We start from the raw sequence: 21,004 nt of genomic DNA, 5'->3' as shown, positions 1-21,004 counted from the left end.
CTTGCGACCTGGAACTGTAACGTGTTCCTAACCCGATTGCATCTACTCAGATTCAATGCAATAACTCTGGAGTGCTCCGCAATTTTTTCGCTACCGATTCACACCAACCACCGGTTCTCTGAAAGCTACTATTTTTGCTTGGCTCCGTCAACGCTGTACTGTGATATAGAATTTTTATTAGATTACCATGCGTCCGAAATCGTGTCAATACATGTCGAACGATTTTCACGTATAAGTCATAAAATGTTCGGATTGACAACTATTCAAAAGCTTTTCGTTTATTTTAAAGCATGAATGTTCAGAAAGCAATGAGTTTTTGCTTGTCGGAGGGCCCTGTTTTCGGTTATGGTACAAAGGGTAGCATAATCTTGAAATAAGCTTTCAATCGAAACATGCAGGAGGGTGTCTTATATGGAAATTGCTCGTATTTATCCGCAAATTTTTCTTGATGCGGTGAACAATAAAACGCTCGGAAACAGCGTCATTATTGATGTTAGAGAGCCGCATGAATGGGATTACTATCATATGGAAGAAGCTAAACTTATTCCGATGGGGCAAGTTCCACATCGCATGGGTGAGCTTCCAGTGGATGAAGATATTTATCTGGTTTGTGCACATGGTGTCCGCAGTATGCGAGTTGCCGAATATTTGAAAGAGAACGGGTTTGATCGTGTTATTAATGTCGACGGCGGTATGGCAGCCATTGCGATGTTCCGCGGCTTTCAATACGATTAATTCAGTAAAAAATGCTAAGGACTTAAGTGGTTCTCCACGTTATCCTTAGCATTTTTTATTTTTCTCTTTAATTGACATCGGAGAAGAACGGAAGCTGCGGGAGCGGCTCGTTCCCATACCATTTGGCCTTGCCTTTGACGAAGTCGCCTGTTCGAACCGCATTCGTGCTGAGCAGCAGTTCCATCGTTTGATTGACATCCGCCACATTCAACTTCTTGGCTTGACCCGAGGAGATGAATTCATCAATGCGTATCGTTAAATCCTGTGGGTAAAAAGGCGAAAAGGCTTTGTTATTTAGAAGCTTTGCTGTTATGTACACATTCTTAACGTTAAAATTCATGGCGCGCCATTGATCCAAGTTAGCTGTCTTGGTGCTGTCGAAATATTCAATATCCGGATCGAAAGTGCCATTCCAAGCGAGAATTGAATCAAAATAATTTTTTTGAGCCGTCAATGCTTGTGTTTTCGCTTCTTGGAAGTAAGCATCCTTCTGTATGGCATCTAGCAGTTGGGTATGGCTTTGGCTGTTCGCTTTACTTTGGAAGCTGTTTAACGCATCTGCAAAAAGCTTTAGACTTTTTAAGTAGCCTTGATGCGACTGTACGAGCATCGGCGAGGTTTGGGGAACATTTTTACTTTTTAAAATCGCATATTTATCATCTGCTACTTTGTAAAGTTCTTTCAATACGGCTGCTGCATCAACAGAAGAATTACCCAGCTCAATTTGACTCAATAATTCAAACCATTTATTCTGAAATTCCCTAAAGGGTAAAAAGATGGTATGGTAATAGGACACTAGCACTTGCTGGTCATACGCGCCTACTTCAGGTACGGATGACGCTTTATCAGCATGTAATATTTTTTCATATTTCTGATCGGATTTCGTTTGGCCCAATCGTAAACCATAGAAGAATGCGCCCAGTATGCAGACCAGCATAAAGATAAACATAAGGGCGAATAAATAGTCGGTGCGGGTAAGACGTTTCTCCATAATCTAGCTCCTTATTCTCTCTTGTTTGTTTTACTAGTATAGGTGAATTCGGTTTAAAAAGGAATAATATGAGGAAATGAGGTTGCTTCCTTTGAAAAAATTCGATTTCAAGAACCTTCGCATTGGAAAAGTCGATATCAATCAACTGACCGATCGCACATTATTACTTAATTTGTATGTCACGCAACTGCTTACGCTTATTATCGGAATTATTATTGGATTATTTCAGAGCAATTCAAAGATTCTTTCGGCACTCAGCTTTCATGGGGGATGGCAAGTCCTGCTATGGGGCTGCGGATTCGCGATTGTTGTCCTGGGTGTGGATCTGCTGATTTCGCGGTGGGTACCGAAGGAAGTGTCGGATGACGGCGGAATTAATAGAATGATATTTGGAAATAGGGCCCTTTGGCATATTGCACTTATTTCATTTATCGTGTCAATTTGTGAAGAAGTCCTTTTTCGCGGAGCGATTCAGCACGCATGGGGGCCTTACTGGACTAGTATTTTGTTCGCGGCTATTCATGTGCGTTATTTGCAGCATTGGTTAATGACGGGGATGGTCTTCAGTATTAGTTATGGCTTAGGTTGGATTTACCTTCATACGGGAAGCCTATGGACACCTATAATTGCGCACTTTATGATTGATATGGTGATGGGGTGTATACTTCGGTTTAGCAAGGAGGAAGATCAAAGTTCATGCGTTCAGGAGAAAGATTAGCTTCACGGTCAAATCCCATCATGGAGGATCAACAGGGCGATGAGACCTATTTACCGCCGCGTAGAGCCGTTCATCCGTCTGAGCGGGGGAAATGGACGAATCTTTTTTATATGACACTACTTTGGTTATTTGTCGCGTTAGTCGTGAGTTTAACGGTTTGGGGAGTCAAATATTCATCCCTTTCGTAAGACGCTATGGCTATGCAAAAAGAAACGAAGGGAGCCTTGCTGTACCCACGTCGCGAACGTGGCATCAGCAAGGCTCTTTATGATTATCTCATTTCTAGTTCGATGGCATTGGGATCTACGAAGGAATAGCCTTTCTCTTCGAGCTTCGTTAGCAGCGTATCCAGCGCGTTAATCGTCCAGGGCAGCTCATGCATCAAGATATTGCTGCCGTTATGGAGCTGCTGCAGGACATTTTCGATCACCTTATTGGAATCGTTGTTTTTATTCGTCATGTCCCAGTCTAAGGAACCGTTGGACCACGTCATATACAGCATTTTGTTTGACTTGATTTTGGACTTCAAATAGTCATTGCCTGATCCGAATGGAGGACGGAAAAATTGAGGGGTTTCTCCGATGAGATCCTTCACGATTTGTTGAACATCATCGACTTGTTTATCAATTTTGTCGTTGGACATATCTTTTAAATTGTCATGATCCCACGCATGATTCCCAATGATGTTGCCGCTATCGTGCACTAGTTTGACGAGCTCAGGCTTCTGCTTGATTCGGTAGCCATTCATGAAAAAGATGGCCTTCGCCTTATGCTTTTTCAGAATATCAATTAGTGATTGATTCATGGCTTGTTCTTTCGGTCCATCATCAAAGGTCAGTAAGACGACTTTCTTATTGCCATTCGAATCGTTAGGCACAATATCATAGTTCTTATTCATGTGATAGGTCTTCTGAACGACTTCTGGCGTTGGGATCGGTGCTGGTGTAGGGGATGGTGTTGGCGACGGTGTCGCTGTTGGTGTTGCGATTGGGCTTGCAGTTACTGTAGGCGCAGGTGTTGAACTAGATGTCGCGGCAGGACTTGTCTCCGCTTGGTTTGCACTGCAGGCAGTGAGCAATAAGATCACAGTTAGTAGAAGCGTACTTGCTTTCTTTTTTTTCATTTCGATTTCCCCTTATATTAATGCGGTTTTGGTCATCACTTATAGTACCATATTACAGTTATTATTCGCAGATGTCTGATCTCCTATGTTTTCCTTATTCTTATGTGTATGTCTACTTCTAAACACGCACAACCTAGAAGTGATTCATATTACGTATCATGGAGGGAGATCCAATGAAATTAGGCACATTTATGCTCGGCGGTATTGCGGGAGCGGCTGCTGTAATTTATCTCAATCGTAAAAGTAAATCGATGTTATTCTCTGCCTTCAGTTCATCCACGGATTCGATGGGCAAAGTTATGGACAAGGCGAAAGACACGTTTGTGAACAAATCATTCGGGGAAGCGATCTCCCCAAGTTTCGCTTCAAAGAGCTCTTCCGGGCTCAATCCCATTGAAAAAATAGTAAAAGAAGACCCATCTTTGAAGGCGACGGTGAACGAAATCTTGCAAGATAATAAGGTAAGCACGTCGACAATCCAGTAACCCATAAGCTCTCAGCACAGACTGGCATACCCACAGGGCCGGCTGTGCTTTTTCTTTTTATACATAACTTGCACGTGCATTTGTACAGATTTAGTGTTAACATGATAGGTGAAAACAATAAATGGATGCATGTCCATTTCTCATTTAGTGGTTCACCTTTTTAATTTTCTTACATATTCTGAAAGAAATAAGGTGACCATGCTTTCGATGCAAGCTTTCCAAGTGGGAAGCTCAAAGGAGGATCCTATCATGAAAATAGAACGCTTAAGTCAGGATAAGATACGGATTTTCCTAACATTCGATGACTTAACTGAACGTGGAATTCAAAAAGACGATATGTGGAGAGAAATTCCTAAAGTACACGAATTATTCAGTGAAATGATGGATCAAGCTTATTCCGAGCTCGGATTTGACCCGTCCGGCCCGCTTGCCGTTGAAGTATTCGCACTTCCAGCGCAGGGTATGGTCGTTATTGTGACCAGAGGAAAACTTGATTTGTATGCCAGTTCAGATGCATATGATGAAGCTGAAGAAGTGTACGAAATGGAAGTAACGCTGGAACAAAGCGATCTGGTCTCTTACGCATTCCGTGATTTTGAAGATCTCTTGCGCGTCTCCAAAGTAATTAATCCCTTATTGATTGAAGGCGGTACGCTTTATTCATATAAAGGGAAATATATTTTACAGCTAGAGCCAGTTGATCTCGAAGAAACGAAATATCAAGCGTTAATCGCTGTCTTGTCTGAATTTGGTGAAGCGGCTTCCGTGACGCAAGCAGTCTTGGAAGAATACGGAAAGACGATTATCGCGGATGACGCCGTTAAGGTGCTGTGCCGCCATTTCAAATAAGCAGGAGCATAGGACTTCCTGCTATAGAATGAAACAAGCATCTCCAAAAACGAACGTTTTTGAGGATGCTTGTTTTGTTTTCCATTGTGAAGATCATAGAAATGTTGCACAAGAACGACTATAATAAACTTATCATTCGAAAAGGGGGAACTGGAACATGGAGATCGTGCCGATCTTGCTGGCAGCTGTAGCCCCAGGACTCTCATTGCTCGCGTACTTTTATCTGAAGGATCGCTATGAACCTGAGCCTATCCATTTAGTCATACGGATGTTTATATTTGGTGTCATTCTGGTGTACCCAACCATGGTCTTGCAGAACGCATTCATTGGGGAATTCGGTGAGGGTACATGGATTACTTCCTTTTTTCTTTCTGGTGGAATCGAGGAGTTTCTGAAATGGCTGCTGTTGTATCATTTGATTTTTCGACATCCAGCGTTTGATGAGCCGTATGATGGCATCGTTTACGCGGTATCCGTCTCGCTGGGATTTGCTACGTTAGAGAATATTATTTATGCCTTCTTACATGCGTCATCCTTCTCAGCTCTCATGCTGCGAGCGTTGCTGCCTGTATCAGGTCATGCCTTATTCGGGGTTATGATGGGGTATTACATGGGGAAAGCGAAATTCGTACCCGACAAACAAAGACGCTACCTTTGGTTCTCCCTGCTATTCCCAATTGTGTGGCATGGAACATTTGACTATATTTTGCTCATTTTCAAAACAGCTTGGATCTGGATCATGATCCCGTTAATGATTTTCTTGTGGCTGCGCTCGATCTGGCGGGTTGATCGCGCCAATGCACTCTCTCCATTACGAGCTGTCACGATAGATGAGAAAAAGATTAAAATGGGTTGATTTGGGCAATAATGACTGTATAATTGGTGAACTCGTGCCTTCATGGGCGGGAACGTCCGGGAGGGTATACATGCCATCAACCATGCGTGTGAAAGTGAAGATCCGTTGTCGGATTTGCGGCGAGAAGTTTGTGTTACGGGGTAAGAAAGAGAAGGACAAAATAGAAACAGGGTTCCGTCAATGTATATGCAGTAATGAGCATGATTTCGAAATTGAAACGGAAAGTTAGCGAGAGGCCATTCTACCGAATAGGCCTCTTTTCGTTTTTCCTTTGCATAAACCTGGCTGTTCACGTAAAAACTAACCGTAAGATTGGGTATGAAAGGAGAAATTTTGTGTACAAAAGATTGAGCATTGTCATGTTTCCATTCCTCGTGCTGGCTCTCATTGGAGCTTCGGTATGGGGGTATTTGGAGCACCAAGAGAAGAACACGATCTTGATCAAAGCAGAAAACCAGTATCAACGGGCGTTTCACGACTTATCATTTCATATGGATAAGCTACATACGGAGCTAGGCAATACACTGGCTGTGAATGCGACTTCGGAGCCTTCGTACCGCAAGGGACTCGTAAATGTCTGGCGTTTAACCAGCCAAGCGCAAAGTGACATTACTCAACTGCCGCTCATGCTGCTGCCTTTTAATAAAACGGAAGATTTCTTAGCGAATATGGCAAAATTCTCTTACCGGATGTCTGTTCGTGATATGACGAAGCAGCCGTTGACAGAAGAGGAAATGAAAACACTGAATACGTTATACAACCATTCAACCGAAATTACGAATGAAATTCGCGGTGTTCAGAACAAAGTAATTGCGAACAATTTGCGTTGGATGGACGTCGAATCTGCGCTAGCCTCGGAAAATGAAGTGCATGATAACGCCATAATTGATGGCTTTACCATTGTTGATAAAAAGGTTGGCGGCTACGATGAGTTGAATTGGGGGACGGGAAGTTTAAGTGTGTTCTCCAAACATGATGTTAAAATGCTTTCAGGCGACGAAATGACTGCCGATCAGATTAAAAAGAAAGCCGTAGAATTTCTCGGTATTCCCGATTCCAATGGTATAAAAGTCGTTGAAAATGGCGGCAGCGCGCCTGAATTTCAAAGCTTCAGTGTCGTGGTGCCAAGCCAGGATTCCTCGAAAAACGAAACCCAATTGGATTTTACCAAAAAGGGCGGGCATCTCGTTTATTTTATGAAAACTAGAGATGTGCCTTCGGCGAAATTCAATCTGCGTCAAGCGCGCGATATCGCAAATGAATTCTTGGATGCGCATGAATACAAAGACCTGAGCGCGATTAGCTATGACCAGTATCAGAACGTGGCGACGATTACTTTTGCTAAGAAAGAGAAAGATGTCACGATTTATCCCGTTCAGGTGACGGTGAAGGTGGCGCTCGACACACTGGAAGTGACTGGCCTCCAAGCGACTGATTACATTTACTCGCAGAAGAAGCGTGAGATTGGCACGCCGAAAATGACCGTTCAAGACGCGCGGAAACAATTGAATCCGAAGCTGAAAGTGACGGGTGAATCGTTAGCTATCATTAAGAACGATCTGGATGAAGAAGTGCTATGTCATGAGTTTATCGGCACCATGAATAACAACATTTATCGCATCTATATCAATGCAGATATCGGTATGGAAGAGAAGATTGAAACGATTCGTCAAGATCAAGCGGAAGCGGCTAAAGAAGCGAAAACATAAGGGAAGAGGAGCAGGGGAATAGCCTGCTTCTTTTTTTTATATCCAAAATGGATGAGCATGGTATAATTAAAGCATCATTTTTAGCGGAGGTGCAGAAATTGCTTCCTAAAGTCAACCAGATATTACATATGCAAACGAACAGCATTGATGAAGAAGAGTCCAAAATCGAATATAAGTCGAGGATTGCTGATGTGACTGAACAGGCGATCATTATTGAAATCCCGATTAACGAGAAGACAGGTCGACTTAAAAAAATGTATCAAGGGGATGAAATCAGTGCCCACTTCCTTGGACAAGGCGGAGTGAAGCATTATTTCACAACGGAGGTTATTGGTTTTAAGGAAGATGTCATTCGACTCATTGAACTGCGTGTACCCGAGCTTAGCGCGATTACACAAGTTCAACGAAGAAACTTCTTGCGTGTGTTGGCGGAGCTGGAAATTGCGGTCAAACTGTCCGATCAAATCCAATTTATTGGCGTGACGGACGATGTTGGCGGCGGCGGGATTTCTTTCATCTGCGAAGGACATATTCCGATTGGTTTGAATGCTATCGTTTCTTGTTGGGTACTCGCGCCTTTCAAAAATGGTACCATAGAGCACATTCCTTTCTCAGGCGAGGTTGTTCGTGTGAAAATGACGGATACAGGCCGGCAATTGGTCATGATTCGGTTTGCTGAAATCGCGGATCGCGAGCGTCAGAAACTGATTCGATTCTGCTTCGAAAGGCAAATGGATTTCCGTAAACGCTAAGGCATGAGACGCACGGGGAAAGGGAATACTGCTAAGCAGATTTGATTGTTGGCAGGAGCGTGATCCCATGTCTGAACAAGAGCCCCAAGAATATGAGCAACTATTTATCCGATTTTCTGCAAAAATGGAAAGGATGCTCATTCGAGCCGTGATCGTATGTTTGATCCTCCTCGTGTGTGTACAAGTCCTGCTGCAGAATGCGTATATTCGCAGGCATTTTACCCGTGTTGAACCCTTGGAAGGACAACCTTATATCGTGGCTCAGCCGTCTTCCAAGGAACGCTCTTAAGCGTTCGCATTCCATCGGAATGACGTGCCAAGTTTTGCATATGACCTTGTTGTGTGGTATAATTTCAAGTAATTAGCAGGCAAGTGCCTGCTTTTTTGTACGTAATGTACTGTGAGTTATTGTTAGGAGGAAGGGCAGCTTGGATAAGTTCAATATTGCCTTAGATGGTCCTGCTGGAGCCGGTAAAAGCACCATTGCTCGTTTGGTTGCCAGAGCGCTTGGTTTTATTTACGTGGATACAGGAGCCATGTATCGGGCAGTAACATGGAAAGTACAGCAAGAAGGGCTGCGACCAGAGCAAGAAACCGAAGTGGCTGCGTTAGCCAATCGCATGAAGATTGAGCTTATACCAGGCGAAGAAGGGCAGCAAGTATTCGTAGATGGGGTAGATGTGACGAAAGCGATTCGTTCAGCGGAAGTGACGGCACATGTATCGCAAATTGCCAGCTATGGTGCGGTGCGTCAATTGTTAGTTGCGTTACAACAGCAAATGACCGTTTCCAAAGGTGTTGTGATGGACGGACGTGATATCGGGACGCATGTGATGCCAGATGCAGAAATAAAAGTGTTTCTGACAGCTAGCGTGAAGGAGCGCGCAGAGCGCCGATTCAAAGAACTGCAGGAAAGTGGTACGAATACACTAACACTTTCGGAGTTGGAGCAAGATATTGCACGTCGGGACCAATTTGATGAAGCACGCGAAATTTCGCCCCTTCGCAAAGCGCACGATGCCGTGTTAATGGACAGCACGTCCATGACGATTACTGAAGTCGTCGACGAAATCCTTGGGCTTTGCAAGAACAAAGTCGGAGGTGGGAAATAAGATGCTGTACCGTATCGGAAGAGCCTTATTTCGATTCATTTTCACTGTGTTTTTTCGAATGCGTGCGATCGGGATGGAGAATGTCCCTGCAAATGGCGCAGTAGTTCTGTGTGGAAATCATACAAGCTTATTGGATCCTCCCTTCCTTGGAACACCCCTTCGAAGGAAAGTTCATTTCATGGCCAAAGCTGAATTGTTTGAGATTCCAGTGCTTGGCTCCATTATTTCCAAAGTCGGCGCATTTCCTGTCAAACGCGGGGGTGTGAGCAGAGAGTCCATTCGACTTGCGGTGCAACTGCTCAAGGATGGCAACATGCTAGGCGTGTTTCCAGAGGGCACGAGAAGTAACGCAGGAGGCATGGGGAAGAAGGGCGCAGCTAGTCTAGCTCTCAAAGCAGGCGCAGCCGTCGTTCCTGTTGCCATCGTTGGCAACTATTCCATTTTCCGCCGCATGACGATCGTCTATGGGAAGCCATTGGATTTAAGTGCATATGCAGGTTCAAGCTCAGAAGATTTGGAATTAGCGACGGAAGCCATTATGACTGAAATCCGTCGACTACATAAGATGACGAGTGATGCTTAATCCGTCATGTATGGAATTGAAACCTTGGAATTATACTAACCTTACAGGATTTGAATCTTATGGATATGTTTGAAACAAAGTAGGAGCTTCATACTGCTTTGTGACTTATAAATTAGTATTGTTGGTTGTTAATAGAGGAGGCTAATCTCATGTCAGATGAAGTAAAAGTTGAAGATCAAACGCAAGAAGCTCAAGAAACAGCAGTATCCCAAGCAGAAGCTGAACACGCGCTTAACAATGTGCCTGTGTTGAAGAAAGGTGCAACTGTCCGAGGTAAAATTGTTAAAATTGATGCTGATCAAGCTTTCGTAGATATCGGTTACAAATACGATGGTGTTATCCCAATTCGCGAGCTTTCTTCGGTTAGCGTAAGTGAAGCTGGGCAAGCGGTTGAACTTGGCCAAGAAGTTGAATTGAAAGTTGTTTCGATTAACGACGCGAAAGAAACATTAGTATTGTCCAAGCGTGTCGTTGATAATGCGAAAGCATGGGAAACGCTGCAAGGTCAACTAGAAAGCAAAGAAATTATTGAAGCGGCTGTCGCTGAAGTTGTAAAAGGTGGACTTGTAGTGGATATTGGCGTACGTGGTTTCGTACCTGCTTCCATGGTAGAGCGTCAATTCGTTGAGGATTTCTCCGCATACAAAGGCCGCACATTGCGTCTTCGTGTGAAAGAAATCGATCGCGAGAAAAATAAAGTCATTCTTTCCCAAAAAGATGTACTAGATGAAGAGTTCGAAGCAAACAAAAAGAAAATTGTCGAAGGGCTTCAAGTTGGTCAAGTATTGGACGGTACAGTTCAACGCTTAACACAATTCGGTGCTTTCGTTGATATCGGCGGAATTGACGGACTTGTCCACATTTCCGAGCTTGCTTGGCACCATGTAGGTCAAGCGTCTGATGTTGTTAAAGAAGGCGACAAAGTGAAGGTGCAAATCCTTAAACTTGATCCATCCAACGACAAAATTTCCCTAAGCATCAAAGCGACTCAAGCAGGTCCATGGTCCAATGTTGAGAATGATTTCAAAGCTGGCGATATCGTAACTGGTACAGTGAAGCGTCTTGCCGCTTTTGGTGCATTTGTTGAAGTAGCGCCTGGTGTTGAAGGTCTTGTGCACATTTCTCAAATCGCACACCGTCACATCGGTACGCCTCACGAAGTATTGAAAGAAGGTCAAGAAGTTCAAGTAAAAATACTCGAAATTAACTCGGCTGAGAAACGTGTAAGCCTGAGCATCAAAGAAACAGAAGATGCACCTGAAGCGCCAGCTAGTGCAGCTGCGCCTGCTGCGGGCAAGCCAGAAAGAGAAAGACAGCCTCGCGGCGATCGCGACCGCGGTAATAGCGCTAGCCACCAGAAAGAAATTGCTGGAAACGAGAATGTTTCCTTGAGCAACCAAGGCATGTCCATGACGCTTGGTGAGCGTTTTGGTGAGAAGCTGGCTAAATTCAAAAAATAATAGATCCAATTTCTAGGAGGTAAAGGTATGCGCATCTCACGTAAAATGGAGCATGTCCATTACGCGCTAGAGCTTGGTCAATCCCGGCAGCAAGGGCTGTCGGATATCAAGCTTGTGCATAACTGTCTTCCTGAGACTTCGACGGATCATATTGCTTTAACAACGACTATCGGCGATCTCACTATGAGTTCGCCGATTTTAATTAATGCAATGACCGGCGGGGCCCATGAGACAGAGAGTATCAATCGCGAACTGGCCATACTCGCTAGAGAAACAGGCATGCCCATGGCCGTTGGTTCTCAAATGTCGGCGATTAAGAATAAGGAAGTAGCGCCGAGTTATGAAGTGGTCCGACGGGAAAACCCAAAAGGGATTATCTTCGCTAATTTAGGTAGCGAGGCAACCTTGGATCAAGCGCTTCGTGCAATCGAGATGATTGAGGCGAATGCGTTGCAAATTCACTTGAATGTTATGCAAGAGTTGATAATGCCCGAAGGGGATCGAAGCTTTGTCGGCATGTTGAGCCGAATTGAGACCATCGTTCGTCACTCACCAGTGCCGATCATAGTGAAGGAAGTAGGTTTCGGCATTTCACGGAGTAATGCCAAACAATTGCAGGAGATCGGCGTGAAAACGCTCGATGTTGGCGGATCTGGCGGCACGAATTTCGCAGCCATTGAGAATGCGAGACGCCCCTCAGCCTTAGCATGGCTGAATGATTGGGGGACACCAACCAGCATCTCTTTGCTGGAGGCGCTGTCGGTATATCCAACTGGCTCTGTCATCGCATCTGGCGGAATTACGAATGCCATAGAGGCGGCGAAAGCGTTAACCATAGGCGCATCTGCGGTTGGGATGGCAGGCGCTTTTCTGAAAGTACTGCAAACTGAGGGGGCCGATGCCCTTCACAGCTTCGCGAAAGAGCTTCATCAAGGACTTATTCTGATTATGACGGCGCTAGGCGCTAATTCGATCCAAGCTTTGTCAGGATGCCCTGTGGTTATCATGGGGGAGACAGCTGAGTGGTGTCAGGCTCGCGGTATTAACCTAACTTCATACGCAGCGCGAAGCAATCAGAGTAAATAATCAAATAATTGCCATACTAAGGATCAGGCAGTTTTCCCTTCTCTTCTCCAGGAGCAGGGGGACTGAAGATCCGCAGCCCCTATCCAACAAGGATGGATGAGATCGCTGTGTAAATTAGGTGGTTTGATTATGAATGCTGGTTATTTGTCGCTCATTCTTCTTTGCATTATGCTGATTTTACTTGCCAGCGGATGGAAGGAGCTATACATAAGAAGTATCTCGCATAAAGGTATGCTTCTTTTTTTTGTCTCATGGTTAATCGGCATGAGGTTAACTGTTGTGATTCGTCAAGTACATATTCAAGTCGTCTATTTCGTTGTTCTCGCCCTCGCACTGCTCATTCTCTATGTGACTCAAGGGTTTATCCATAAGCTTCATCTACTCTCGATTGGACTTCTGCTGGGGTCATTGCATTTTTTAGTTGAGCAGTTGCTTGTGATGGACCCTATTCTCATCGTACGGAATTCTGCTTGGCAATCGGCCCTTGTACTAGCTCTGGTAGCCGTCGTCTTGCAGCGGAACGCTTGGGAGCAGATTGGTGCTATTTCGATCGGCTACCTATTAGGTGATTTATATCAATCTGGCATTCATAAGGTGGATGGGAATCAAATGCTTGGACTAGCTGGCTTCCAAGATCAATGGTGGCTTACGGTCTTTACCGCAAGAACGATTACGATTATGGTGCAGTTTGCGTATAATAGTTGTCGTTCTGTGTGGAAGCAATGGATGAATCGGAATGGGTCCAATCGCGAATAGCGGATTCGAAGTCTCAAAAGAGATTAGCCAAGGCGTGTCTTTTTTGTTATGATGTAAGTTGCGTAATTTTCCATGAAACATCATGGAATTCGAAGGAGTGAATGTAAATTGGCTAGACCCGTACTTGCAATTGTTGGCCGACCGAATGTCGGAAAGTCCACCATTTTCAATCGAATTGTTGGCGATCGCATGGCGATTGTAGAAGATAAACCAGGCGTTACGCGTGATCGTCTCTATGGAGTGGGCGAATGGTTAAACACATCGTTCAGTGTTATCGATACAGGCGGGATTGAGATCGAAGGCGATGATACGATTATGAAATCCGTTCGTATTCAAGCGGAGCTTGCGATCGAAGAAGCGGATGTCATTGTGTTCATGGTAGATGCCAAGGCAGGCGTGACCCCGTCTGATGAGGAAGTCGCACAGCTGTTATTCCGCTCGAAGAAACCAGTAGTATTGGCTGTCAACAAAGTAGATAATTTGGCTCGCCAAGACGATATTTATGAATTCTATTCTCTTGGATTCGGGGATCCTGTCGGCATTTCCGGCTCCCACGGTATTGGGATTGGTGATCTGTTAGAGGTCGTCTGTAATTTATTCCCGGATAAAAAAGATGATGAATACGGCGAAGAGGTCATCAAGTTTGCCTTGATCGGTCGACCGAATGTTGGTAAATCTTCGATGACGAACGCGATTCTTGGGGAAGAGCGAGTCATTGTGAGCGATATCGCGGGAACAACGCGTGATGCCATTGATACGCCTTTTGAACGGGATGGGCAGCAATTCGTTATTATCGATACCGCTGGTATGCGTAAGCGTGGCAAAGTGTATGAAAACACGGAGAAATACAGTGTCATGCGCGCGATGAAGGCGATTGAACGTGCGGATGTTGTGTTGGTTGTCATCGACGGTCAAGAAGGGATCATTGATCAAGATAAGCATATCGCTGGTTATGCGCATGAAGCAGGAAAAGCGATTGTCATTGTCGTAAACAAATGGGATATCGTGGAGAAAGATGATAAGACGATGCAGCATTTCACAACGACGATTCGCGATCACTTCCTGTTTTTGAGCTACGCGCCGATTGTATTTGTTTCAGCCAAAACGACGCAGCGTTTGCATAAGTTGCTGCCAGTCATCGTACAAGCTGCTGAGAACCATGCATTGCGTGTTCAGACGCATTTGCTCAATGACGTTATTTCCGATGCGGTTGCTTATAACCCGCCGCCAACAGATAAAGGGAAGCGTCTGCGGATCAATTATGTGACACAAGTTGCGGTGAAGCCTCCCGTCTTTGTACTCTTCGTGAATGAGCCTGAGCTCATGCACTTCTCTTACGAGCGTTATTTGGACAATAAGATCCGTGCTGCATTTGGTTTCGAAGGAACGCCAATTCGAATCTTAAGCCGTAGGAAAACTTCGGACAGAGAATAGGAGATGTTGAAACTTGCTTTCGATCATAACCATCGTAGTGGGCTATTTACTTGGATCCATAAGCTTTAGTTATTTATTCGGAAAATGGTTCAAAGGCATTGACATCCGTAAGCATGGCAGTGGAAATGCAGGGGCAACCAATACGCTTCGCGTCCTAGGGAAAGGTCCTGCCATACTCGTTCTACTGCTAGATGCTTTGAAAGGTGTCGTCGCCGTACTGCTAGGAGTCTGGGCTGCGCCTGGATCCGATGACATATGGGTTCGCGTTCTTTGTGGGTTAGCTGCGATTATCGGCCATAACTGGCCTGTGTATTTCGGCTTCCGAGGAGGTAAAGGGATTGCCACCACGATTGGTGTCATGGCTACACTTTGCTTCCTGCCTACGTTGATTGCAGGACTAACGGCAATTGTCATTATCGCGATTACTCGCTTCGTATCGCTCGGTTCCCTTATCCTTACTGCACTTTTACCTATATTAATTTGGGGAATGGACCGGCCTTTACCTGATTTCTGGATAAGTATTCTTCTTTGTGCTTTTGCGATCTTGCGTCATCGCACGAACATTGTGAAACTGATTCAAGGGAAAGAAAATAAACTAGGCCAGAAAAGGGCTTAGTTAATCGGCATGCAGTGCAACAACGTCATAGGAGGGGAATCCGTGTCAAAAAAAGTATCGGTCCTTGTAGCTGGAAGTTGGGGGACTGCTCTCGCTTCTGTATTAGCAGATAATGGGATGAACGTACTTCTATGGTCTCGCAACGAAGAGCAAGTGCAAGAAATTAATGACAAACATACCAATACACGATTTCTAAAAGATGTAACCCTCTCGCCTGCCATTGTAGCGACTAACTCGCTGCAAGATGCTGTGCAGGATGCGGATGCCATCGTGATGGTGGTACCATCAGCTGGCATGCGCGATGTAGCTTCGCGTATTCGTCCTTTTGTGAAGAAGGATGCTTTAATCATTCATGCGACCAAAGGGTTCGAGACTGGCACCTTGAAGCGGATGACCGAGGTGCTGGCTGATGAGTTGCCCGACATGGATCCGAACCGTTTCGTCGTCCTGTCAGGGCCGAGCCATGCAGAAGAAGTGATTTGCAAGATGCCGACGACAGTCGTCGTGGCTGCGCAGCAACTGGAAGCGGCGGAAGCCGCACAGGATTTGCTCATAACTAATTACTTCCGCGTCTATACGAATCCGGATGTTGCAGGCGTAGAAGTAGGCGGCGCGCTGAAAAATATTATTGGTCTCGGTGCGGGCTTAACGGATGGGCTTGGATTTGGCGATAATGCCAAAGCTGCGCTCGTGACACGGGGGCTTGCGGAGATTACACGGCTGGGCACTGCTATGGGGGCAAATCCATTAACATTTGCTGGGCTAGCTGGAATCGGTGATTTAATTGCTACGTGTACTAGTTTACATAGCCGGAATTATCGAGCAGGAAGTAGATTAGCCGAGGGTATCCAATTGGACGATGTCCTAAAGGAGATGGGAATGGTTGTAGAAGGCGTGAAAACGACGAAAGCAGCGTATGACTTATCTCGCCAATACGGTGTCACCATGCCCATAACGAATGAGTTACATAATGTGTTATTTGAAGGGAAATCACCACAACTTGCTGTTCGTGATCTTATGGGGCGAGTACGCACGCATGAAATGGAAGAGCTTCCGATGACGCGCATTTAAGCTCAATTGTGCTAAAAGTGTGGGAACCGCCTACACCAGATGTTCTCCGCATTCATACTATACCATAAGCAATTGTCATCAGCTTGGGGATAGGGAGGCGGCATAATTGGCAAATAAAGATATGTCGAAAGACGTATTGAGTGTGGTCAAGAAGAAAACGGGCAAATCGGTTACGTCCAAAGATATTGAGAAAATTGCAAGCGGTGTGAAACCTTCTACGATGCAGAGTGAAACGCAGTTGAGAGCGCTCATTAAGCAGGTTTCAGGACTAGTGAATGTGAAAGTATCCGAAGAGACGATTAACGATATCGTGCAAGCGGTGAAAAGCAGCAAACTAGATACGAATAACATGCAGCAATTAATGAATATGATGATGGGCAAGAAATAGGAGGCATGAGGGGAGTTGTTCCCCTTATGCTTTTTTTCGTTTTATGCTATACTAACAGGTGTTTCATTTCAATGATTTTACATAAGGAGTTTAATCTATGTCACCCTTAGACAAAATGTGGGCCTCATTCGTAGCCATTGGGTTAATGGTTTTTGCATCATTACTAATTTCCTATGCAAGAACAAAAACTACGGGCATTCTACGAGGCGTATTGTCGTTTATCGCTTTTATTTTATTCATTCCAATCTTACTTTATATGCTGCTATCTTTGTTTTAAATGGCCGGAGGACAATGTAGATGTTAGAATTGAAAACGCGCAAAATGGTCAAGCAAGTAGCGCCCGAAACGGGCCTAACTGTGTTGGATCACGCGATGAAAACAGATGTCGATTGGGGATTTTCGTGCACAAGAGGAACATGTGCCAGATGCCGCTGTTACGTTGCAGAAGGCCGTGAGCTATTGTCTCTGCCGTCCGATGCGGAAGAAGACCGCTTAGAACCTGAAGAACTCGAACAAGGCTACCGTTTAGCCTGTCAATGTGTGGTGAAACAAGAAGGCACGATTTCTGTTATCCACAAGCCTTATTTCTAATACATGATGTGCCTGAAAGGTGTGAATCGCATGAATCTGCTGGAGCCGCTTATCCCGTCCATCTCGATTATTCAAACCCGGTTGCAGCAAGCTCACGACATTCCCTGGCTCATAGGTGGAAGCTGTGGTCTATTGCTGCAAGGAGTTGACATCGGAAGAAGTCCGAGAGATTTGGACATTTACGTGGACCAGAAAGATGTGCTCGCCATTCATGCGTTGCTGGTGCCTTATGCAATTGATGCGCCTGCGTATAGCGAGACACCGATCTATGCCTCGACGCTAAGTCATTATAAGATTGATGGTCATATGGTTGAGGTTGTGGGCGATTTCAGAGTCAGCGCGCTGGCTTCCTTATACCAGGTTGAAGTTAGTTACTTACAGGAAACCTATCATTCCCTATCTGTTCTTGATAATCAAGAGATTCATCTGATGCCGCTCGCACATGAGTTTTTGTTCAATGTCCTTCGCAATCGTCCTGATCGTTATGCAATAATTTTAAGAACGATGCTCGCTTCGCCTGAGAAGCACATGCCAGTGTTGGCGGATCTCATGGCACGTAATCAGTGGGGACAGGCTTTTCACGACAAACTGAAAGAAATACTAGACAACGCTGGCTAAATCGGCGGAGGTCTCGGTAGAAGGTGATAGGGTTGAGTACCTTAGACGTACATTTTATGCCTGATAATAAGAAAATTAAAGTTAGACCTGGCACGACCTTATTGGACGCAGGAAGTCGCGCTAAGGTTCATATCCGAACGCGCTGCGGTGCGAAAGCAGCTTGTTTAATGTGTAAAGTTAGCGTGCCGGACCAAAGCGGACTAGCACCAATGAATACGAACGAACGATTAAAGCTGGGATCGCAAGGGGATCAAGGTATAAGGCTTGCTTGCCAAGCGAAAGTAACGGGGGCTGTTGTGGTCCATATTCCAGAAGACCCTCTAAAGGCAGCTATTCGTGCGCAGCTTGCTAGGCAAGCGGAGGATGACGATTTATTTTAATCAAGAAGGATGGTTGGCTTGTGAACATAATGCGAAATCTACGCCAAGGTAGAGGCGTTTATCTGTCTCTCATCTTGGTTATTTTGCTTAGTGGATGTGCATATCCACAAGAACTGAGGAAAGAGAATCAGATCAATCCAGCCGAATTTATTACGGTTGTTCAGCAGGCAATTGATACCTTTCAAGAGAAAACAGGCGTTCTTCCCATTAAAAATAGTGACATGTCTACCCCGCTTTACGAGAAATATGTGATCGATTTTGCGAAATTGCAGAAGTCGAGTCTATTGAGCGCTGTTCCTGCCAATGCGTTTGAGAGCGGCGGTATTTTCATTTATGTCCTTGTCGACGCCGAGACGAAGCCGAAAGTGAAGTTAATGGATCTATCGGCTTATCAAAGCGTTGAAGATGTGCAGAAGAAAGTGAATGACTATATTGCCAAGCATGGAGGCGCGATGCCTCAAGAGGTCGCGATTAATGACTCATTTGCCTATGTAGATTTCAAGCTGCTTGGTATGAAAGAGCCGGAGATCAAGTCGGTGTATAATCGTAAGAATGCCGTCACGTATATCCTCAATTCCCATACGGGTGGAGTCGCCATCGATTATGCGAGGGATATTCAAACGTTCATTCAGAACAATGCGCTAGGCAATTCCATTAAGCCTGATCAGGATTTGCGGCAAATTCTCATAGATAAATCCTACTTTGTGCCGATACGCAGTGTGCCTTATACCTGGATGAATAATCAGCCTATGCCGCACCAATAGATAAGCAGGGAGCCTCTTACTTTCGAGTAGGAGGTTTTTTTCTTTTTAAAGAATAAGCGATCTCCACCCATCATATATTCTTTCGAAAGCGGTATGTGCTTCATAAAATATGAGCGAAAAAAAGTTGCAGCGCATCTATCATATTTCTATCGAAAGTACATATATTTTTACTAGTCCAAATGAATGTACGAGTAGTCAATTGTTACCGTCACGTGCGTCAGTTGACGACCAAACTGTAGGAGGGATTCTCTTGGAGAAAGTGGATATCTTTAAGGACATTGCAGAACGAACGGGAGGGGACATTTACCTGGGGGTTGTCGGCGCAGTCCGGACAGGGAAATCAACCTTTATAAAGCGTTTTGTGGAATCTGTAGTGCTTCCGAACATTCAAAGCGAAGCGGATAGGATCCGGGCTACCGATGAACTCCCGCAGAGCGCTGCTGGCCGCACGATCATGACAACGGAGCCGAAATTCGTTCCGAATACCGCCGTTCAAATTTCGGTGGCCGAGGGGCTGAACGTCAATGTTCGCCTTGTTGATTGTGTTGGATATGCGGTGGATGGCGCCAAAGGGTATGAAGACGAGAATGGACCGCGAATGATTAATACGCCATGGTTCGATGAGCCTATTCCTTTCCAGGAAGCGGCTGAAATCGGAACGAGGAAGGTCATTCAGGAACACTCTACCTTGGGTGTTGTCGTAACGACAGATGGCACGATTTCGGATATACCGCGCTCATCGTATGTACTGGCAGAGGAAAGAGTGATCAATGAGCTTAAAGAAGTCGGCAAGCCGTTCATTGTGATCATTAACTCTCAGAAGCCGAACAGCGAGCCAGCACTTGAACTCCGCAGCGAGCTGCAAAGCCGCTACGATGTACCTGTCGTGACGATGAGTGTAGCCAGTGCAGGGGAAGAAGAAATGGTCTCCGTGCTTCGTGAGGTCTTGTATGAGTTCCCTGTACATGAAGTCAATGTGAACCTTCCAAGCTGGGTAATGGTGCTCGATGAGAACCATTGGCTGCGCACACAATTCGAAGCATCCGTACGTGACACTGTACAGGATATCCGCCGCTTGCGTGATGTCGATCGTGTGGTTAGTCAATTTGCTGAATATGAGTTTATTGATAAAGCAGCGTTAGCTGGCCTGAATATGGGGCAAGGTGTAGCAGAAATTGACTTGTTCGCGCCAGATGAGCTCTATGATCGCATTCTCGTTGAAGTCGTGGGCGTTGAAATTCGCGGGAAGGACCATCTCCTTCAGCTGATGCAGGATTTCACGCATGCGAAGCGGGAATATGACCAGTTCGCAGAAGCGCTAGAGATGGTCAAAACGACCGGTTACGGCATTGCGCCTCCTACCTTAGCCGAGATGGCCTTGGATGAGCCAGAGCTCATCCGCCAAGGCTCTAGATTCGGTGTAAGGCTCAGGGCGACAGCGCCTTCCATTCATATGATTCGCGTCGATGTCGAGTCGGAGTTCTCGCCGATTATCGGAACCGAGAAGCAAAGTGAAGAGCTGGTTCGCTATCTCATGCAGGATTTCGAAGATAACCCGCTTAAAATTTGGGAGTCAGACATTTTTGGCAGATCCTTGCATTCCATCGTCCGCGAGGGCATTCAAGGCAAGCTGGCCCAAATGCCGGATAACGCAAGATACAAGCTGCAAGAAACACTTGGCCGGATTATTAATGAAGGCTCAGGCGGCTTAATCGCCATCATTTTGTAACCAAAACGGGACAAAAACACTCGAAAGAGTGTTTTTTGTCGTTTTTTAGCAAAAAGTCCCACATAAAATGGAAATAGATACTTGAAATTGCTCTTGGAGTGTATTACTATGAATTTATTCGTCTGCTTTCAAAGTTCATTTTGCTTGGAAAATCAACGTTTTTTCAGGAAGTTAGGTATAATTTCCGAAAAAACGGTG

The 21,004-nt window shown here is 45.2% G+C and carries 27 protein-coding genes and 1 other annotated feature (1 of these 28 only partly in view); of the genes, 25 read left to right on the top strand and 2 right to left on the bottom strand.

What is annotated here, in order from left to right:
• Nucleotides 1-160, bottom strand: a binding site (T-box leader); it reaches 72 nt to the left of the window's first position.
• A 251-nt stretch (nucleotides 161-411) separates the two neighbouring features.
• Nucleotides 412-735 carry a rhodanese-like domain-containing protein gene (locus MJB10_RS15220; RefSeq protein WP_314795941.1) on the top strand — a complete coding sequence of 108 codons (324 nt, stop codon included), beginning with the start codon at nucleotides 412-414 and terminating at the stop codon, nucleotides 733-735.
• 67 nt (nucleotides 736-802) lie between these two features.
• Here the strand turns inward: MJB10_RS15220 and MJB10_RS15215 are convergent, their stop codons facing one another.
• Entirely contained in the window at nucleotides 803-1,726 is a 924-nt protein-coding gene (locus MJB10_RS15215; protein ID WP_314795940.1) for a hypothetical protein, read from the bottom strand.
• A 91-nt stretch (nucleotides 1,727-1,817) separates the two neighbouring features.
• Between MJB10_RS15215 and MJB10_RS15210 the strand changes: the two genes are divergently transcribed.
• Together MJB10_RS15210 and MJB10_RS15205 are read left to right on the top strand one after the other, a co-directional pair.
• Complete coding sequence (locus MJB10_RS15210; protein ID WP_314795939.1) at nucleotides 1,818-2,444, top strand: CPBP family intramembrane glutamic endopeptidase; 627 nt, start codon at nucleotides 1,818-1,820, stop codon at nucleotides 2,442-2,444.
• A gap of 20 nt (nucleotides 2,445-2,464) precedes the next feature.
• Nucleotides 2,465-2,632 (top strand): hypothetical protein, encoded by a 168-nt coding sequence (locus MJB10_RS15205; protein ID WP_314795937.1) that lies wholly within the window; start codon nucleotides 2,465-2,467, stop codon nucleotides 2,630-2,632.
• A gap of 83 nt (nucleotides 2,633-2,715) precedes the next feature.
• Here the strand turns inward: MJB10_RS15205 and MJB10_RS15200 are convergent, their stop codons facing one another.
• Nucleotides 2,716-3,567: a polysaccharide deacetylase family protein gene (locus MJB10_RS15200; protein ID WP_314795935.1), complete on the bottom strand. Its 852-nt coding sequence runs from the start codon at nucleotides 3,565-3,567 to the stop codon at nucleotides 2,716-2,718.
• Nucleotides 3,568-3,740: 173 nt separating this feature from the next.
• On the opposite strand from MJB10_RS15200, the gene MJB10_RS15195 reads away from it, so the two are divergent.
• From MJB10_RS15195 to spoIVA, 22 genes are all read left to right on the top strand, one after another.
• Entirely contained in the window at nucleotides 3,741-4,052 is a 312-nt protein-coding gene (locus tag MJB10_RS15195; RefSeq protein ID WP_314795933.1) for a hypothetical protein, read from the top strand.
• Between the two features lie 249 nt (nucleotides 4,053-4,301).
• Complete coding sequence (locus tag MJB10_RS15190) at nucleotides 4,302-4,901, top strand: genetic competence negative regulator (RefSeq protein ID WP_314795931.1); 600 nt, start codon at nucleotides 4,302-4,304, stop codon at nucleotides 4,899-4,901.
• Between the two features lie 157 nt (nucleotides 4,902-5,058).
• A complete protein-coding gene (gene prsW / locus MJB10_RS15185) occupies nucleotides 5,059-5,757 on the top strand; it encodes a glutamic-type intramembrane protease PrsW (protein ID WP_314795929.1) in 699 nt (232 codons plus the stop codon).
• Between the two features lie 70 nt (nucleotides 5,758-5,827).
• Nucleotides 5,828-5,986, top strand: a complete 159-nt coding sequence (locus MJB10_RS15180) for a hypothetical protein (protein WP_314805875.1) — start codon at nucleotides 5,828-5,830, stop codon at nucleotides 5,984-5,986.
• A 106-nt stretch (nucleotides 5,987-6,092) separates the two neighbouring features.
• Nucleotides 6,093-7,466, top strand: a complete 1,374-nt coding sequence (ypeB, locus tag MJB10_RS15175; protein ID WP_314795927.1) for a germination protein YpeB — start codon at nucleotides 6,093-6,095, stop codon at nucleotides 7,464-7,466.
• A gap of 47 nt (nucleotides 7,467-7,513) precedes the next feature.
• Nucleotides 7,514-8,218 (top strand): flagellar brake protein, encoded by a 705-nt coding sequence (locus MJB10_RS15170; protein WP_314795925.1) that lies wholly within the window; start codon nucleotides 7,514-7,516, stop codon nucleotides 8,216-8,218.
• Between the two features lie 67 nt (nucleotides 8,219-8,285).
• The gene (locus MJB10_RS15165; protein WP_314795923.1) at nucleotides 8,286-8,507 is read left to right on the top strand and encodes a DUF5359 family protein; all 222 of its coding nucleotides are present in this window, start codon (nucleotides 8,286-8,288) and stop codon (nucleotides 8,505-8,507) included.
• Nucleotides 8,508-8,646: 139 nt separating this feature from the next.
• Nucleotides 8,647-9,330, top strand: coding sequence for a (d)CMP kinase (cmk, locus tag MJB10_RS15160; protein WP_314795922.1), 684 nt, complete (start codon nucleotides 8,647-8,649; stop codon nucleotides 9,328-9,330).
• A gap of 1 nt (nucleotide 9,331) precedes the next feature.
• Nucleotides 9,332-9,913, top strand: coding sequence for a lysophospholipid acyltransferase family protein (locus tag MJB10_RS15155; RefSeq protein WP_314795921.1), 582 nt, complete (start codon nucleotides 9,332-9,334; stop codon nucleotides 9,911-9,913).
• Nucleotides 9,914-10,062: 149 nt separating this feature from the next.
• The gene (gene rpsA, locus MJB10_RS15150) at nucleotides 10,063-11,373 is read left to right on the top strand and encodes a 30S ribosomal protein S1 (RefSeq protein WP_314795918.1); all 1,311 of its coding nucleotides are present in this window, start codon (nucleotides 10,063-10,065) and stop codon (nucleotides 11,371-11,373) included.
• Nucleotides 11,374-11,400: 27 nt separating this feature from the next.
• The gene (gene fni / locus MJB10_RS15145) at nucleotides 11,401-12,459 is read left to right on the top strand and encodes a type 2 isopentenyl-diphosphate Delta-isomerase (RefSeq protein ID WP_314795916.1); all 1,059 of its coding nucleotides are present in this window, start codon (nucleotides 11,401-11,403) and stop codon (nucleotides 12,457-12,459) included.
• A gap of 129 nt (nucleotides 12,460-12,588) precedes the next feature.
• Nucleotides 12,589-13,215, top strand: coding sequence for a YphA family membrane protein (locus MJB10_RS15140; protein WP_314795913.1), 627 nt, complete (start codon nucleotides 12,589-12,591; stop codon nucleotides 13,213-13,215).
• Between the two features lie 108 nt (nucleotides 13,216-13,323).
• The gene (gene der / locus MJB10_RS15135; RefSeq protein WP_314795911.1) at nucleotides 13,324-14,649 is read left to right on the top strand and encodes a ribosome biogenesis GTPase Der; all 1,326 of its coding nucleotides are present in this window, start codon (nucleotides 13,324-13,326) and stop codon (nucleotides 14,647-14,649) included.
• Nucleotides 14,650-14,662: 13 nt separating this feature from the next.
• A complete protein-coding gene (plsY, locus tag MJB10_RS15130; RefSeq protein WP_314795909.1) occupies nucleotides 14,663-15,265 on the top strand; it encodes a glycerol-3-phosphate 1-O-acyltransferase PlsY in 603 nt (200 codons plus the stop codon).
• Between the two features lie 42 nt (nucleotides 15,266-15,307).
• Nucleotides 15,308-16,336 carry an NAD(P)H-dependent glycerol-3-phosphate dehydrogenase gene (locus tag MJB10_RS15125; RefSeq protein WP_314795906.1) on the top strand — a complete coding sequence of 343 codons (1,029 nt, stop codon included), beginning with the start codon at nucleotides 15,308-15,310 and terminating at the stop codon, nucleotides 16,334-16,336.
• A gap of 106 nt (nucleotides 16,337-16,442) precedes the next feature.
• Nucleotides 16,443-16,724: a stage VI sporulation protein F gene (locus MJB10_RS15120; RefSeq protein ID WP_314795905.1), complete on the top strand. Its 282-nt coding sequence runs from the start codon at nucleotides 16,443-16,445 to the stop codon at nucleotides 16,722-16,724.
• A gap of 97 nt (nucleotides 16,725-16,821) precedes the next feature.
• Nucleotides 16,822-17,001: a DUF2768 family protein gene (locus MJB10_RS15115; RefSeq protein ID WP_314795904.1), complete on the top strand. Its 180-nt coding sequence runs from the start codon at nucleotides 16,822-16,824 to the stop codon at nucleotides 16,999-17,001.
• Between the two features lie 20 nt (nucleotides 17,002-17,021).
• The gene (locus tag MJB10_RS15110) at nucleotides 17,022-17,315 is read left to right on the top strand and encodes a 2Fe-2S iron-sulfur cluster-binding protein (RefSeq protein ID WP_314795902.1); all 294 of its coding nucleotides are present in this window, start codon (nucleotides 17,022-17,024) and stop codon (nucleotides 17,313-17,315) included.
• A gap of 30 nt (nucleotides 17,316-17,345) precedes the next feature.
• Entirely contained in the window at nucleotides 17,346-17,933 is a 588-nt protein-coding gene (locus tag MJB10_RS15105; RefSeq protein ID WP_314795900.1) for a nucleotidyltransferase domain-containing protein, read from the top strand.
• Between the two features lie 56 nt (nucleotides 17,934-17,989).
• The gene (locus tag MJB10_RS15100; protein ID WP_314805655.1) at nucleotides 17,990-18,313 is read left to right on the top strand and encodes a 2Fe-2S iron-sulfur cluster-binding protein; all 324 of its coding nucleotides are present in this window, start codon (nucleotides 17,990-17,992) and stop codon (nucleotides 18,311-18,313) included.
• A 29-nt stretch (nucleotides 18,314-18,342) separates the two neighbouring features.
• On the top strand, nucleotides 18,343-19,077 hold the full coding sequence (locus MJB10_RS15095) for a hypothetical protein (protein WP_314805652.1): 735 nt from the start codon (nucleotides 18,343-18,345) through the stop codon (nucleotides 19,075-19,077).
• Between the two features lie 250 nt (nucleotides 19,078-19,327).
• Nucleotides 19,328-20,806 carry a stage IV sporulation protein A gene (gene spoIVA / locus MJB10_RS15090; protein WP_056614411.1) on the top strand — a complete coding sequence of 493 codons (1,479 nt, stop codon included), beginning with the start codon at nucleotides 19,328-19,330 and terminating at the stop codon, nucleotides 20,804-20,806.
• Nucleotides 20,807-21,004: the final 198 nt, after the last annotated feature.

Origin of the sequence: Paenibacillus sp. MBLB1832 (assembly GCF_032271945.1) — a bacterium.
GTDB classification, from domain to species: Bacteria; Bacillota; Bacilli; order Paenibacillales; family NBRC-103111; genus Paenibacillus_E; species Paenibacillus_E roseopurpureus.
Note: the sequence above shows the minus strand (reverse complement) of the source record. Positions and strands in the feature narration are given on the sequence as shown.

Bases quoted from the DNA above. Each gene is read 5' to 3' on its own strand.
- MJB10_RS15220 (WP_314795941.1), top strand. From the start codon at position 412: ATGGAAATTGCTCGTATTTATCCGCAAATTTTTCTTGATGCGGTGAAC.
- MJB10_RS15215 (WP_314795940.1), bottom strand. From the start codon at position 1,726: ATGGAGAAACGTCTTACCCGCACCGACTATTTATTCGCCCTTATGTTT.
- MJB10_RS15205 (WP_314795937.1), top strand. From the start codon at position 2,465: ATGGAGGATCAACAGGGCGATGAGACCTATTTACCGCCGCGTAGAGCC.
- MJB10_RS15200 (WP_314795935.1), bottom strand. From the start codon at position 3,567: ATGAAAAAAAAGAAAGCAAGTACGCTTCTACTAACTGTGATCTTATTG.
- MJB10_RS15195 (WP_314795933.1), top strand. From the start codon at position 3,741: ATGAAATTAGGCACATTTATGCTCGGCGGTATTGCGGGAGCGGCTGCT.
- MJB10_RS15190 (WP_314795931.1), top strand. From the start codon at position 4,302: ATGAAAATAGAACGCTTAAGTCAGGATAAGATACGGATTTTCCTAACA.
- prsW (WP_314795929.1), top strand. From the start codon at position 5,059: ATGGAGATCGTGCCGATCTTGCTGGCAGCTGTAGCCCCAGGACTCTCA.
- MJB10_RS15180 (WP_314805875.1), top strand. From the start codon at position 5,828: ATGCCATCAACCATGCGTGTGAAAGTGAAGATCCGTTGTCGGATTTGC.
- MJB10_RS15170 (WP_314795925.1), top strand. From the start codon at position 7,514: ATGGATGAGCATGGTATAATTAAAGCATCATTTTTAGCGGAGGTGCAG.
- MJB10_RS15165 (WP_314795923.1), top strand. From the start codon at position 8,286: ATGTCTGAACAAGAGCCCCAAGAATATGAGCAACTATTTATCCGATTT.
- MJB10_RS15155 (WP_314795921.1), top strand. From the start codon at position 9,332: ATGCTGTACCGTATCGGAAGAGCCTTATTTCGATTCATTTTCACTGTG.
- rpsA (WP_314795918.1), top strand. From the start codon at position 10,063: ATGTCAGATGAAGTAAAAGTTGAAGATCAAACGCAAGAAGCTCAAGAA.
- fni (WP_314795916.1), top strand. From the start codon at position 11,401: ATGCGCATCTCACGTAAAATGGAGCATGTCCATTACGCGCTAGAGCTT.
- MJB10_RS15140 (WP_314795913.1), top strand. From the start codon at position 12,589: ATGAATGCTGGTTATTTGTCGCTCATTCTTCTTTGCATTATGCTGATT.
- MJB10_RS15115 (WP_314795904.1), top strand. From the start codon at position 16,822: ATGTCACCCTTAGACAAAATGTGGGCCTCATTCGTAGCCATTGGGTTA.
- MJB10_RS15110 (WP_314795902.1), top strand. From the start codon at position 17,022: ATGTTAGAATTGAAAACGCGCAAAATGGTCAAGCAAGTAGCGCCCGAA.
- MJB10_RS15105 (WP_314795900.1), top strand. From the start codon at position 17,346: ATGAATCTGCTGGAGCCGCTTATCCCGTCCATCTCGATTATTCAAACC.
- MJB10_RS15100 (WP_314805655.1), top strand. From the start codon at position 17,990: ATGCCTGATAATAAGAAAATTAAAGTTAGACCTGGCACGACCTTATTG.
- MJB10_RS15095 (WP_314805652.1), top strand. From the start codon at position 18,343: ATGCGAAATCTACGCCAAGGTAGAGGCGTTTATCTGTCTCTCATCTTG.